General features: G+C 43.3%; 10 protein-coding genes. 5 read left to right on the top strand and 5 right to left on the bottom strand.

Annotation, left to right across the window (positions count from 1 at the left end):
- The 4 genes from EZV76_RS13095 (at position 1) to EZV76_RS13080 (ending at position 5,230) form a co-directional block, all read left to right on the top strand.
- Positions 1 to 1,353 (top strand): HlyD family secretion protein, encoded by a 1,353-nt coding sequence (locus EZV76_RS13095; protein WP_136567014.1) that lies wholly within the window; start codon positions 1 to 3, stop codon positions 1,351 to 1,353.
- Positions 1,337 to 2,749, top strand: coding sequence for a TolC family protein (locus EZV76_RS13090; RefSeq protein WP_136567013.1), 1,413 nt, complete (start codon positions 1,337 to 1,339; stop codon positions 2,747 to 2,749). The genes EZV76_RS13095 and EZV76_RS13090 overlap by 17 nt, the downstream gene beginning before the upstream one ends.
- A 69-nt stretch (positions 2,750 to 2,818) precedes the next feature.
- Positions 2,819 to 4,294, top strand: coding sequence for a potassium/proton antiporter (locus EZV76_RS13085; protein WP_136567012.1), 1,476 nt, complete (start codon positions 2,819 to 2,821; stop codon positions 4,292 to 4,294).
- Between the two features lie 96 nt (positions 4,295 to 4,390).
- Entirely contained in the window at positions 4,391 to 5,230 is an 840-nt protein-coding gene (locus EZV76_RS13080) for an endonuclease/exonuclease/phosphatase family protein (RefSeq protein ID WP_136567011.1), read from the top strand.
- Positions 5,231 to 5,257: 27 nt separating this feature from the next.
- On the opposite strand, the gene EZV76_RS13075 is transcribed toward EZV76_RS13080, so the two are convergent.
- Positions 5,258 to 6,490, bottom strand: a complete 1,233-nt coding sequence (locus tag EZV76_RS13075) for an amidohydrolase/deacetylase family metallohydrolase (protein WP_136567010.1) — start codon at positions 6,488 to 6,490, stop codon at positions 5,258 to 5,260.
- Positions 6,491 to 6,493: 3 nt separating this feature from the next.
- Positions 6,494 to 7,759 (bottom strand): amidohydrolase/deacetylase family metallohydrolase, encoded by a 1,266-nt coding sequence (locus tag EZV76_RS13070; protein ID WP_136567009.1) that lies wholly within the window; start codon positions 7,757 to 7,759, stop codon positions 6,494 to 6,496.
- 265 nt (positions 7,760 to 8,024) lie between these two features.
- On the opposite strand from EZV76_RS13070, the gene EZV76_RS13065 reads away from it, so the two are divergent.
- Entirely contained in the window at positions 8,025 to 10,199 is a 2,175-nt protein-coding gene (locus EZV76_RS13065) for an outer membrane protein assembly factor BamB family protein (protein WP_201741863.1), read from the top strand.
- Between the two features lie 8 nt (positions 10,200 to 10,207).
- On the opposite strand, the gene EZV76_RS13060 is transcribed toward EZV76_RS13065, so the two are convergent.
- The 3 genes from EZV76_RS13060 to EZV76_RS13050 are packed head-to-tail and all read right to left on the bottom strand — an operon-like array spanning position 10,208 to position 13,685.
- Positions 10,208 to 11,443, bottom strand: coding sequence for a hypothetical protein (locus EZV76_RS13060; protein WP_136567007.1), 1,236 nt, complete (start codon positions 11,441 to 11,443; stop codon positions 10,208 to 10,210).
- Between the two features lie 5 nt (positions 11,444 to 11,448).
- Positions 11,449 to 12,645 (bottom strand): hypothetical protein, encoded by a 1,197-nt coding sequence (locus EZV76_RS13055; protein WP_136567006.1) that lies wholly within the window; start codon positions 12,643 to 12,645, stop codon positions 11,449 to 11,451.
- 11 nt (positions 12,646 to 12,656) lie between these two features.
- Positions 12,657 to 13,685 carry a hypothetical protein gene (locus EZV76_RS13050; protein WP_136567005.1) on the bottom strand — a complete coding sequence of 343 codons (1,029 nt, stop codon included), beginning with the start codon at positions 13,683 to 13,685 and terminating at the stop codon, positions 12,657 to 12,659.
- Positions 13,686 to 13,687: the final 2 nt, after the last annotated feature.

The following is a 13,687-nucleotide window of genomic DNA, read 5'->3' as shown; positions in this document are numbered from 1 at the left end:
ATGCTGAACATTTCACATAACAAGTTGAATCAAAAAGTGGACTTATCCAGATTCCGGGCAGGTGCCAAGGTTATCCACAAACGACATTACAAGCAGTTCAATAGGTTTTTGGCTGTATTTTCCATAATCCTTTTGGGGATTCTTTTTCTCCCATGGACCCAGACGATATCTGGTCGGGGCTATCTAACCACATTGACCCCAGATCAACGACCGCAGACCATTCAATCTCCAATCCCGGGGCGTATAGAAAAATGGTATGTTCGGGAAGGGGACTATGTGGAAAAAGGAGACACGATTCTCCACATCTCCGAAGTAAAGAGTGAATACTTTGACCCCAGTTTGGTAGAGCGCACCGGAAAACAGATCAAGGCAAAGTCAATGGCCGTGACCTCGTACCAAGAAAAGGTAAAGGCTTTAGAAACACAGATCAGGGCCTTGACCCAAGAGCGCGGATTAAAACTGGAGCAGGCAAAGAACAAATGGGAACAATCTAAATTAAAGGTAAAAAGCGATAGTATTGACCTTGAAGCAGCCAAGACCAATATCGCTATTGCCCAAAGACAATATGATCGGGTGGTACAGTTGGAAAATGAAGGGTTGAAAGCAGTGACCGATTTGGAAGAAAAGCGGTTGAAGCTCCAAGAAACACAAGCAAAGTTGGTTTCACAGGAAAATAAATGGTTGGCCAGCAAGAATGAGGTCATTAATGCCCAGGTCGAAATCAACAGGGTACAGGCAGAATATACCGATAAGATTTCCAAGGCGCAGAGCGATCTGTTCACGGCCCAATCCAACCAATTTGACTCCGAGGCCCAAGTGACGAAATTGGAAAATGAGTACACCAACTACGAAATGCGGAACAGCCTACTTTATATAAGGGCCCCACAAAATGGCTATATCAATAAAGCCATCCAATCCGGAATAGGGGAAACTTTTAAGGAAGGTGACCGTTTGGTGGGAATTATGCCTTCGGAATACGATCTGGCGGTTGAAACCTATGTGAATCCCATAGACCTACCGCTTGTCAACTTGGGAGAAAAGGTGCGTATTCAGTTTGATGGGTGGCCTGCCTTGGTTTTCAGTGGTTGGCCCAATGTCTCCTATGGTACTTTCGGTGGAAAGATAGTGGCCATAGAGACTTTTATAAGTACCAATGGAAAATATCGTGTGTTGTTGGCGCCGGATGAGGAAGATGTTCCATGGCCCAAGGATATTAGGGTAGGGTCGGGCGCCATGACCATGGCTCTTTTGGAAGATGTCCCCATTTGGTTTGAACTGTGGAGGCAGCTCAACGGCTTCCCGCCAAATTACTATCAACCCCAAAACACAAACAAGGATGGAGAAAAGAAGTAAAATACGGATTTTTATAGGTATTTGTTTCTTCATGGTTTTTGGAGCTTCTGCACAGCAGGATAGCTTGGTGTTAGGGTTCAAAGAATATTTAGGGTATGTTAAAAAGTACCACCCCATTGCAAAACAAGCCCAATTGACATTAAACGTAGGTCAGGCCAATTTAATGAAGGCTAGGGGAGGCTTTGACCCAAAGATTGAAGTGGATTATGACCGGAAAGAGTTCAAGGGAACCGAATATTGGGACCGTCTCAACACAACTTTCAAGATACCTACATGGTTTGGCATTGAGTTAAAAGGAAGTTTTGATCAACGCGAAGGGGCTTACCTAAACCCTGATGAAACCCTTCCCGAAGATGGCTTGTACAGTGCGGGTATATCCATGTCTTTGGGAAAAGGATTTTGGATCAACGAACGTATGGCCACCTTGCGAAAGGCCAAACTGTATAGGGAGCAGACCAAGGCAGATCAGGATATTATGGTCAATGAGGTACTCTACCATGCGTCAGCTGCTTATTTTGATTGGTTGAAGGCATATCGGGATGCATTGGTTTTCAAGGATTTTTTGGGCAACGCCCAAACCCGGTTTCAAGGCGTTCGCCAAAGTGCCTTGGCTGGCGATGTGGCTATGATAGATACTGTGGAAGCCAAAATAGCGGTAAGAAACCGCGCTTTGGGATATGAGCAGAGTAAGGTGGAGTTATTGAAAAAATCGCTTGAACTCTCTAATTTTTTATGGATAAACGAGGTTCCTGTGGAATTACAACCCGAAGTGGGACCAGACTTGGAAACCGCAAGCCAGATAGATGATGTATTGGAGATTTTGGGCAAACCCTTGGACAGTTTCAGTATGGAAAACCATCCCAAGCTACGTTCCTTGGAATTTAAAATAGAACAGCTTTTAGTGGATAAACGGCTAAAAGCCAACAAACTGCTCCCCAAACTGGATGTAGAGTATAATTTCATTACTGAAACACCGGATAGGATAAACTCCCTTCTCGTGGATAATTTTAAAGGCGGCGTTACGTTTCAGTTCCCACTTTTTTTAAGAAAAGAAAGAGGTGATTTAAAATTGGCCAAATTTAAACTTATGGATGCCGAGTTTGAGCGGGACAATGCACAGGTGTCACTACAAAACAAGGTAATTGCCATTTATGGGGAATTGGAATCCTATGAAGTCCAAAACCAATTGATCGCAGATATTGTAACGGATTATACCACATTGTTAAAAGCTGAAGAACGAAAATTCAGTTTTGGGGAAAGTTCTCTTTTCTTGATCAATTCCAGAGAGAGCAGACTTATAGATACCTACTTAAAGCGTAACGAAATGGAGAACAAGTTTTTCCATACAAAGGCAAAATTGTTCAAGAGCTTGGCTATCAACCCTAAAATATTGTAGGCCTTTTGCGTATTTTCATTTTAGGAAGCAATACATTTGTTAGACGCAGTATTTTTTGAATAATCACTAATGAACTTGACCATTGAGAACATTTTGCTGGTAGGCTCCCTATTACTTCTATTGAGCATATTTGCGGGAAAGACTTCGTATAGGTTTGGAGTGCCAACCTTGTTGCTTTTCTTGGCCATAGGCATGTTGGCCGGTTCGGATGGGATTGGGGGAATTCATTTTGACGACCCCAAGATTGCTCAGTTCATAGGCATAGTGTCCCTAAATTTTATTCTTTTCTCAGGTGGTCTCGATACCAACTGGAAAGCTGTAAAACCCATACTCAAGGAAGGGGTGACACTATCTACCTTGGGAGTTTTGCTCACTGCGTTGACCTTGGGATTGTTTGTATGGTATATTACGGATTTTACGTTTTATGAAAGTATGTTGCTGGGTTCCATTGTGTCCTCCACGGATGCGGCTGCGGTATTCTCCATTTTAAGGTCAAAGAGTTTGGCACTAAAGGCTAACCTTAGGCCTACATTGGAGTTGGAAAGTGGTAGTAATGATCCAATGGCCTATGTCCTTACCATCGCTTTTTTGACCTTGGTGGTCAATCAAGACCAGAGTTTTATGTCGATTGTTCCCATGTTTTTCCTGCAAATGGTTTTGGGTGGACTTAGTGGTTTTGCCTTTGGAAAGCTCAGTAAGTTTATCATCAATAAGATTAAACTGGATTTTGAAGGACTTTACCCTGTTTTGGTCATTGCTTTGATGTTTACCACTTTTTCGGCTACAGATTTTGTGGGCGGAAATGGGTTTTTGGCTATTTATATATGTGCCGTGTACTTGGGTAACCAAGACTTGATCCACAAAAAGACCATTTTAAAAATGTATGATGGTTTGGCGTGGTTAATGGAAATTGTACTCTTCTTGACTTTGGGGTTGCTTGTTTTCCCAAAACAGGTGATTCCTTTTATGGGTATAGGTCTGCTCATTTCACTTTTCTTGATTATGGTAGCTCGCCCTGTGGGTGTTTTCCTGAGCCTTTTGCCCTACAGAATGAAGCTCAGAAGGCGGTTCTATATTTCTTGGGTAGGTCTTAGGGGGGCAGTACCTATTGTATTTGCAACCTATCCTTTGTTGGCGGGAATCGATAAGGCCAATATGATCTTCAATATTGTATTCTTTATTTCGGTGACTTCAATACTTATACAAGGAACCACACTTTCCATTGTAGCAAAATGGTTGCATGTAGCATTGCCGGAAAAAGTAAAAAGAGCCAGCCCAACCGATTTATTGTTGGCGGAAAACCCAAAAGCGGAAATGAAAGAGATTTTAGTGTCCCCGAATTGCTTCGCTGCAGATAAAAAAATAGTGGAATTGGGTTTTCCCAAGAACGCTATTATTGCCATGATCAAAAGGGATGACGGCTACGTTACCCCACACGGTTCAACGGTAATAGAGGCTTGGGACAAATTGGTTGTCCTGGCCGATAGACCTGAAATTTTTAATGAAGTGGACAAAACCTTAAAAGGGGAGCAAGAGCACACCTAATTTTTTAATAACATGGAATAATGTGGCAATTACCCAGAAAAAAGTAGCTTGCCATTTCATTTGAGACCGCAAAACAATAGAACAGATAACCAAACTATGAAAAAGTACATTGGCCTTGTCTTTATGCTAGGAGTCCTTTACGGGATCCAAGCACAAACTATAGATGTGATGACTTATAACATCCGCTACGATAATCCTAATGACAACCCTAACCACTGGGACAATCGAAAAGATTTTCTCATTTCCCAATTGAATTTCTATGCACCTGATGTTTTTGGGATACAAGAGGGGCTTATCAATCAACTTAAGGATATGGACAATGGTCTTGAAGATTACACCTATTTTGGAATAGGGCGTGACCATGGGGACGAAAGAGGGGAGTTTACTGCCATTTTTTACAATCAAGGGAATATGGAATTGCTCAAAGAAGGCACATTTTGGTTGTCCACTACACCGGAAGTCCCTTCCAAGGATTGGGATGCCGCATTGCCCAGAATCTGCACCTACGGGTTTTTTAAGGATAAAGAGAATGGAGCCCGGTTTTTCGTGTTCAACACCCATTTTGATCATGTAGGTATGCAGGCGCGGGAAGAAAGTGCCCAACTCATCCTACAAAAGATTAAAGAGTTGAATCCTGATAATCATCCAACAGTATTGATGGGCGATTTTAATCTGGAAAGCGATAGTAAAGGCATCCAACTGATTGTTCAGCAGATGAAGGACACTCATGTTGAGGCGGGTTCCAATGCCTTTGGTCCAAACGGAACCTTCAATGGGTTTGATTTTAGCAAACCTGTGGACAAAAGAATCGATTACATTTTTGTTTCCAATGGGCTTAAAGTCCTTAAGAGTGCTATCCTAAGCGATTCAAAAGACCTTAGGTATCCATCCGACCACTTACCGGTATTTTCGCGATTGGAGTTTAATAATGAATAGATTGGTCTTTAGGGAGGTATAGGTATGCTAATCAATAGGATTTGCGGACAGTCCATTTAAGTCCCACACAATTTTACCGTTTTTTATAGTGAGTTCCGCTTCCAGTTTTTGGTCGCCCTTGAGCAAATTGTTGCGGGCATCGATATAGCCAAACGAGCCTTTTCTAAGTCGGAGTACGGCTATATCGGCGACGGCACCCACACCCAAATGGCCCAAGTCATTACGCCCCATGGCTTTGGCAGGGTACCAAGAACCACGTTTGAACACTTCTTTTAAAGGAATGCCCATATTCAGGAACTTGGACATGACGTTGAGGAAATCCTTCATGCCGGCATTCATGCTGAACCTGTGTAGGTCCGTACCAAACGAATTGGGCCAAAATCCCTGTTCAATGGCTGGAATACCTTGATCAAACCAAAAGCCGGCACCTCCGTGTCCCACATCAAAGAGAATACCACGTTCCTTGGCTTCCATTACCACAGGCAAAACGGTACCATTTTGATCTACAACGGGCTTACGTTCCGAGATGTGTTCAAAAGTATGGGTGATGATATCCCCGGGCCGCATATGGGCCAACTGATCTTCCAAGGTATATTCGGGGAGATGGCATTCCACAAAAATAGGTCGATTGGTTTTTTCTCCAGCTTCAATAGTGCGATTGAATGGTGTCCAATCCTTACCATTGTAATGCCCAATTTTGATACCAACAATAGTGTTGGGATATTGGTTGATCATTTCCACGGTCTTGGCCACATTCATTTCACTGATGTCGCCTTCAAGTTCATCGCCGGTCATACCATGACCTGCAATATTGAGAAAGGCCAGTATACGCGTTTTTGACTGGTCAATGACCTGTTCCTTGAATTGGGGAAAATTTCGCCAACCTGAGGTTCCGGCATCCACTACTGTAGTGACTCCTGCCTTAAAACTGAAATCATCAGGGGATAGGCTGTTTATCCCATTGGCAAATTTTTTCGCTTCAGGACCAACAAATACATGGGTATGCGTATCGATCAAGCCTGGTACCACATATAATCCCGTTGCATCGACGACCACTTTGGCCGTTTCACTGGAAATATTTTGGGAAACTTCCGCTATTTTTCCATCAATAATGGATACATCGACAATGGTGTCCACTTGGTTTGCTGGGTCGAACACATGACCATTTTTGAGGAGTAAATCTATCTCTTGGGCATAGATGCCAGAGCTGAGAAGAGCTGTGAATAGCCCAATTAATAAATTGTAATGGACTTTTTGCATATGTTATTTATTGTTGAACTCAGTTCCAGCCAATCCGTTCAGGTCCCAGACGACTTTTCCGGCTCTAAGAGTGAGTTGGGTCTCCAGCTTCTTTTTTCCTTTAAGGGTGTTCCTTCGCACATCCAAAAAACCAAAATCTCCTTCACGTAGGCTGAATACGGCGATATCCGCTTCGGCCCCAACGTCCAAATGTCCCAAGTCCGTCCTGCCAATGACCTTTGCAGGGCCCCAAGTTGCCCTGGCAATAACATCTTCCAAGGAAAATCCCATAGCCATAAATTTAGAAAGAACATTGCTTAAATCCTTCATTCCGGCATTCATACTTTGGGTGTGCAGATCTGTACTGATTACATTGGCTTTAAATCCTTGTTCCGAAGCTGGTACGGCCTGACGCCAAGAAAATGCACCACCCCCGTGGCCCACGTCAAAAACAATACCTCTTTCCTGAGCCTTGAAGACAAAGGGCTTCACTTTGTCGTTTTCATCTACGATGGTTTCACGTTGTGTTGGTCCATAGGAATAGGTATGGGTAAAGATATCCCCGGGACGAAGATGTTCCATAAAAAGCGATTCTATGGAGTTGGGTGGATCATGTTCGCCAAAATCCACCATTACGGGGACGTTGGCCCTTTTACCGGCTTCAACCGCTAAATCCACTTGATCAAAACCGCCCCAATAGTGGGCCGCCTTTATTCCCACTAAAACTTCGGGATAGAGTTTTGTGATGGAGTAAGCCGTCATTTCGGGGTTCATGTCGCTTAAATTTTGCTCATCGAACCTACTTTTCATGCCATGACCCACGATATTGAGCATTGCCAACACCCGCGTTTTGGCCTTGTCAATGGTTTGCTCTTTGAACAAGGGAAAATTCCTCCAACCGGATGAACCTGCATCCACAACCGTGGTTACCCCGGACCTAAAGGTAAACCCATCCGGCATTACACTGGTCTGGGCATTGGCAATATAGTCATCCAACTCGTTGCCCATAAACACATGAACGTGCATATCTATAAGGCCAGGTGTTACAAAATACCCGGAAATATCGATGGATTTTTCAGTTTTTTTCACAGAAATGCTCTTGGATACGGTTTTTATTTTTCCATCCTTAATGCCTATATCCATAGGGGTATTGATATTATTTTTCGTATCAATAAGGTGACCTCCCTTTAGAACAAGATCATATTCTTGGGCATGTAACCCCAAACCAAGGGTTAATAAAACAATTAGAACTGAGAAGCGTAGTCGGTTTAGGTTGGTGCGGATGTCCATCGGTTTAGTTGGTTTAGTGGATATATTTAATTTATGGCTTTTGGACCGAAAAAATGTTTGAGAAACAATAAATGGCTCATTTGTTCTAACGGCTCATATATAAATACACTTAAGGAAGTAATAACCCTATACTCTTACCATGCTATATCGTTGGAAACAAGATACATATTTGATGATTCGATTTGTGATATCAGCATACAAAATTTAAATTAATGTTCAGGATATGAGCTTTATATTTAAGCGACCATTTTTAAAAAGAGCTAAATTGAAAACTAAGAGAATCATTGGATTTATCCTTTGCGCACAATTGTTGAGTGTGGGATGTGGGGAAAATACTCACATGGAACGAACATGGAGCATTTACAAAGCGGATAAGCATAGCAGTAGTTTTTCTCCTTTAAAGCAGATAAGTAAGGAAAACGTTGCCAAACTACAGCCTGCATGGACCTTTAGGCCCAACGATGCCCGAGAGGGCACCAGATTTTCCAGAAATGAGTCCAACCCAATCGTAGTGGATGGGGTAATGTACACTACTTCGGCTAGACACAGATTATATGCGCTGGAAGCAAGTACTGGAAAGTTAGTATGGTCCTTTGACCCTTTCGATGGAGGAACCGGGGGAGGAGTTAGTAGGGGAGTGACCTATTGGGAGGATGGGGATGATAAAAGAATATTGTTTACGGCCGGTGATGAACTTTTTGCAGTGGAAGCCCTTACCGGGAAACCCATACTTTCCTTTGGCGTAAGCGGTAGGGCAAGCATGAATGTAGGGCTTAGGGGAAACCCCGACGCCATTTCGGTCATCCCAACATCCCCTGGGATTGTTTATAATGATTTGTTGATCATGGGGACCGAAGTTTCCGAACTTTATGGGGCCGAACCGGGATATATCAGGGCATATGATATTAGGACAGGAGAACTTAAGTGGAAGTTTCATACCATTCCCAAACCCGGGGAAGTTGGGTATGACACTTGGCCCAAAGACGCATGGAAATATGCGGGAGGAGCCAATAATTGGGCAGGAATGAGTATTGACGAAGAACGGGGAATGGTCTTTGTTTCATTGGGGTCCCCGACTTATGATTATTATGGCGCCGATAGAGAAGGCATGAACCTGTTTGGAAACTGTGTTGTGGCCCTTGATGCAGGAACAGGCAAATATATATGGCACTTTCAGACTGTGCATCACGATTTATGGGATTACGATTTGGCTGCACCTCCAAATTTGGTGACCTTGGAACGGGATGGGCAAAAAGTGGATGCGGTTGCCCAAACATCCAAGGTAGGGTTTTTGTATGTATTGGATAGGGAAACTGGGGAGCCTTTGTTCCCTGTGGAAGAAAGGCCAGTACCTGCATCCAACACCCCCGGGGAACATGCTTGGCCTACACAACCCTTCCCTCTTAAACCAGCTCCATATGCTAGACAATCCATCACTGCGGATGATTTGAGTTTTTACTCCCAAGAATCCCATGACTCCTTGTTGAAAGCGTTTAATTCGTATCGTTACGAAGGGGTGTTTACACCCCCCGATACTATTGGGACCTTTATGTTTCCGGGAAGCAGGGGAGGCTCTAGTTGGGGTGGAGGTGCTTATGACCCCAATACAGGGGTACTATATGTGAAATCGAATGACTCTCCCGAAATCAGTTTGCTGAAAAAAGTCAACAACAATAAAAACCATGGAGGGAATACCTCTTTGTATGAGCAAGGAGAACAATTTTATAAAAACTTTTGTGCAAGCTGTCATGGTGCTGATAAGAATGGTCAGGAACCAGATTATCCTTCACTTTTGGGATTGGAAGCCCAGATGGATGGAAAGGAAATCTTGAAGAAAATAGCGGATGGTGTAGGAAAGATGCCTTCATTTTCCAGTGTACTTCCGGGGGAGGAAGAAGCTATTTTGGCATACTTGTTCGAACAAAGAAATACAAGGTCTAGGCGAGAGGACCGTTGGCTCAAGGAAGTTCAGGCCAATGAACAAGCCAATACGGAAACACAGCAGGATACCTTGCCAAGGTTTTTGAACATAAGGGCTTATGGGTATTTTAGGGACAGTAAGGGCAGACCGGGAATTAAGCCGCCATGGGGTACTTTGAATGCCATCAACCTGAATACTGGGGAATATGAATGGAAAGTTCCTGTGGGAAATTATCCTGATCTACAGGAAGAAGGAATGCCCATAACCGGAACGGGAGGTTCGGCCGGACCCATTGTGACTGCTGGTGGAATTGTTTTTTTAACAGGGACCCATGATGATAAACTCTTTGCTTTTGACAAGGATAATGGACAACTGCTTTGGGAAACGCTGTTACCAACATCGGGGACTGCTACGCCCAGCACTTATATGAGTGGAGGCAAACAATATTTGGCCGTTGCCATGGCCGGAAACGAACAAGAACCTGGTGGATATATTATGGCCTTTGCCCTTCCTGAATAAGATGGTTTTTATTGGGGTCCCTTGTAGATCAGTTGGTCCAAACGGATTTCACCCAGTTTTCTGGTCAGTTGGGCGTCTGCATAAAGTTCCATCACGGGGTCCAAGAAATGAAAGGTAAAGTTAGGACTGTAAACAAAAGGGTTGGCGGTATCAAAGTCCTTGAAAACAGACTTTACCTTCATGGTCAGTTGTAGTAGAACACTTTTGTCATTGATAAGGGCTTCAGCCTTTTCCGGATTCATTTTGAAGAGTACTTCGGCATTGATGTAGTCCACTTGCTCCGTTTTACCATAGAATTGATTCCCATACGTTGTTTCTGGTGAAAAGGTGTTGAAGTATTCCAAAGCTGAAACCCCTAAAGGAGGTCTCTTTATGGGAAGTCGTAACCAAAAACCTCCATGGTCAAAATCATATTGACCTTGAAATTTAATGGCGTACACGAGTTGGAAATCATGGGTGCCATCAGCAAAAAAGTCTTCGCTCCATTTTAAGATGATATCCAAGTATTTCTCAACAAAAGACACGTATCGCTCATTTTCAGTGAAGTCATCAGATTGGTGTCCACCCCATTTTCTAACAAATGGGCTTTTACCGTCACCACTCCAATCGTTCATAAAATACTCTTTTTTCAAAGCATCGGTCCCCATGCTGAATGCAAATTCCAACAAGGTTTTTTGGGCGAGGCTCGATTTGGCTTCCTCTTCCACAATGGCTCCTTTGGTTCTTTGGGTAAGAGCAGTTCTGTCCATCACTTTAAAATGGTCCTTTAAAATATGGATTCGGGCCAGATGTATAAAACCCGTATATCCCAAACCAGTCAAATTTCGTTTCTCGGCTGCCTCTTTGGAAAGGTCCACTTTTTTTGGATTGTCGCGCATCATATAAGAATCTATGGCCCCAAATCTGGGAAGATTTTTATGCTTTTGGAGGACAATATCCTTGAATGCAGGGTTTGGGGACGGCAATACCATAAATTCAGAAATGTCAGGAGAAGGAGATGTCTGTTTTTCCTGTTTCTTTTGTGGTTGGGAGTGTTCTTTTCCAGTTGTAGGACTTTTTTCTTTCTTGGGTTTTTCGGGTTGTGGATCTGTGCCCTCAAAAACAGCATCCACTTGCTCATCGGCCTTTTTCAATAGTTTTTCTTCGGCTTTTTGCTTCAATTTTTTTAAAAATTGGGCATTTGCATCCGTGGTCTGGGAAAAGAAACAGAGAATTATTACAAGAAAAATATATGTGGTTCGCATGGTTTCTAGTATTTGGATTGCAATGTCTTTAGGTCGATTTCCCCCATTTTATTGGTAAGGGCCACATCACGATAAATTTCAATGATCGAATCTTCCAGTTCATACTCCCAAGCCACATGGGTTGGATTGCTGAGCTTTGGGGATACCTTTACTTTAAGAACGGCAAATACAGGGGACCGTTGTTGAAGGTTCAAGGTCTTCGCCATGGAAGGATCAATGGGTACAAAGTGTTTCTTGGCGTTGTTGGCCAATGTCTTTTCATTTTCAGTGAAGGGTAAAAACTCGGAATGGTGGAGCATAAAACTGCTACCCACCAAGGAGAAAATGTTGTTTATCCAGTACCCCTTGTTTTTAAAATCGTATTTCTCCGAAACGAGTGCCCTGTTCACATAATAGACCGTTTCACTGCCGTTGGCATAAAACGTTCGGCTCCATTCTTGTAAAGGCTCCAAATAGTTCTTGACGAAACTTGTATAGCTACGGTTTTGGGCAAATTCATTTTTTCCGGCCCCGCCCCAATAGGCTACGTGTTTTCTTTCCCCGGCAGGAGTATAGAAATTGCATGGCGATTTTGCCTCTGGGTCGCAAAAATATTCCATGAGCACCTTATCCGAAGAAACATATCCGGCAAGTTGTAGTAAATGGTGTTGGGCAAACTCGGAATTTTTGAATTCCTGCCCCTTTTCTTGTTGGGAAGAGTTGGACTTTGTCAATTTGGAGCGATTGATATCCGCATAGGTTTCCTTTAAAAATTGGAGTTCCATGAGTTTTTCATACGCTTTGTTGTCGGTAGGCTTTGTAGTCCCCCGCACAAAATAAAGCGCACCATACCTAGGAAGTCCCTTATGGGACTGTATGGTGATATCAATAAAATCCGAACTGGGCGATGTATAGGTGATTACGGAACCTTCCGTGCCAACAGGATAGGTTGTGGAGGTTTTCTTTTGATTGGGTACCGATGACGGTGTCTTTGTTTCACTTTGGGTATTGGTGGACTTTTCCGTTTCTTTTTTGGTTGAGGAGGTATTCCCGTTTGTGCCATTTAGGATCTCATCGGTCTTTTCGTCCGCTTTTTGGGCAATCTTTTCCTCAACACTTTTCTTTAATTTTTTCAGGAACTGTCCCTGCACATGGGTAGGGGCAGCCATCCCCAACAGGATAACGAACAGGATATAGTGTATTTTGATGTTCATCTTTTTCATGCTTTTTTGGATTATCTGGTTTTGGATACCATGGTGTTGATATCGATTTCACCTACTTTTTGGGTGAGACTGTCATCGGAATAGATCATGATCGTGGGGCTGTTCAAGGTAAATGTGGTTTTCAATTGGTCCGCCCTATAGTTTTCCAATCCGTTGATAAATGCAGTGATGTCAAGCACCAGAAATATGGTTTGATGGTTTTCCGAAAAGGCCTCGGCTTTTTCCGGTGACATTTTAAGCAAGATTGATGAGCCGTTGGGATGCACCAGTTTTCGCTCTGCGGAATTGGAGGGTTGTAGCTCCCACCATCGCAATAAAAAATCGTTTTGGTGCATTTGGTGGGTGTGTAACCAATATCCGCCATCCTTAAAGCTGTAGGTGCCAAGCTGGGTCTTTGCCACATAATACCCGTCAATGGTGTTGTTGGGGTATAGTGAGTTGCCCCATTTTTCCAATTTTGGTAACAGTTCGTTCACAAAAGCCGTGTAGGCCCTTAACTGCTGAAACTCGGAAGCTCCCCGACCACCCCAGGAGCGGATGTTCCTCGGTTCGTTGTAGTACCCATCTTCTTTAAAGATGGAAGCACAATCTTCTTCTTTTTCATTGCAGAAAAACCGTTTTAATTCACTCTTCGAGGATAGGGCATTGGCCAAGGCCAGCACATGTTGTTGGGCCGTGTAGGATTTCAAATCCTTTTCAAACATGGATTGGGTGCGTTCCGTAAAAAGATTACGATCCATGGCACTGAACATGTCCGCTTTAAAACGGATTTTCAAAAGTTCCAGCAAAGCGTGTCTACTGGCCCGGTTGTGGCTGGATTTTTTGTCCACCTCAAAGTAATTTTCAGCTTTGGAACTTACATAGGTACCATCGGCTTTTACAAAATACTCGTCCTGTATCCCAAAGCGAAGCTTGTTGTTATGGGTCTGCAATGAAAGGGATATAAAATTGGGCGATGGCGATGTAAAGACCTTCTCCTCTTGAGATTTTAAGCTGGGCAATACGGCCAAGGTCAGAAGCACATATAGGATTTTTTTCATTT

This window comes from Flagellimonas alvinocaridis (genome assembly GCF_004916895.1).
GTDB lineage: Bacteria > Bacteroidota > Bacteroidia > Flavobacteriales > Flavobacteriaceae > Flagellimonas > Flagellimonas alvinocaridis.
This window is presented reverse-complemented; position numbering and strand designations above follow the sequence as displayed.

What these genes read in the sequence shown, in the direction of transcription:
- EZV76_RS13080 (WP_136567011.1), top strand. Translation starts at nt 4,391, where the DNA reads ATGAAAAAGTACATTGGCCTTGTCTTTATGCTAGGAGTCCTTTACGGG.
- EZV76_RS13095 (WP_136567014.1), top strand. Translation starts at nt 1, where the DNA reads ATGCTGAACATTTCACATAACAAGTTGAATCAAAAAGTGGACTTATCC.
- EZV76_RS13055 (WP_136567006.1), bottom strand. Translation starts at nt 12,645, where the DNA reads ATGAAAAAGATGAACATCAAAATACACTATATCCTGTTCGTTATCCTG.
- EZV76_RS13090 (WP_136567013.1), top strand. Translation starts at nt 1,337, where the DNA reads ATGGAGAAAAGAAGTAAAATACGGATTTTTATAGGTATTTGTTTCTTC.
- EZV76_RS13050 (WP_136567005.1), bottom strand. Translation starts at nt 13,685, where the DNA reads ATGAAAAAAATCCTATATGTGCTTCTGACCTTGGCCGTATTGCCCAGC.
- EZV76_RS13070 (WP_136567009.1), bottom strand. Translation starts at nt 7,759, where the DNA reads ATGGACATCCGCACCAACCTAAACCGACTACGCTTCTCAGTTCTAATT.
- EZV76_RS13075 (WP_136567010.1), bottom strand. Translation starts at nt 6,490, where the DNA reads ATGCAAAAAGTCCATTACAATTTATTAATTGGGCTATTCACAGCTCTT.
- EZV76_RS13060 (WP_136567007.1), bottom strand. Translation starts at nt 11,443, where the DNA reads ATGCGAACCACATATATTTTTCTTGTAATAATTCTCTGTTTCTTTTCC.
- EZV76_RS13085 (WP_136567012.1), top strand. Translation starts at nt 2,819, where the DNA reads ATGAACTTGACCATTGAGAACATTTTGCTGGTAGGCTCCCTATTACTT.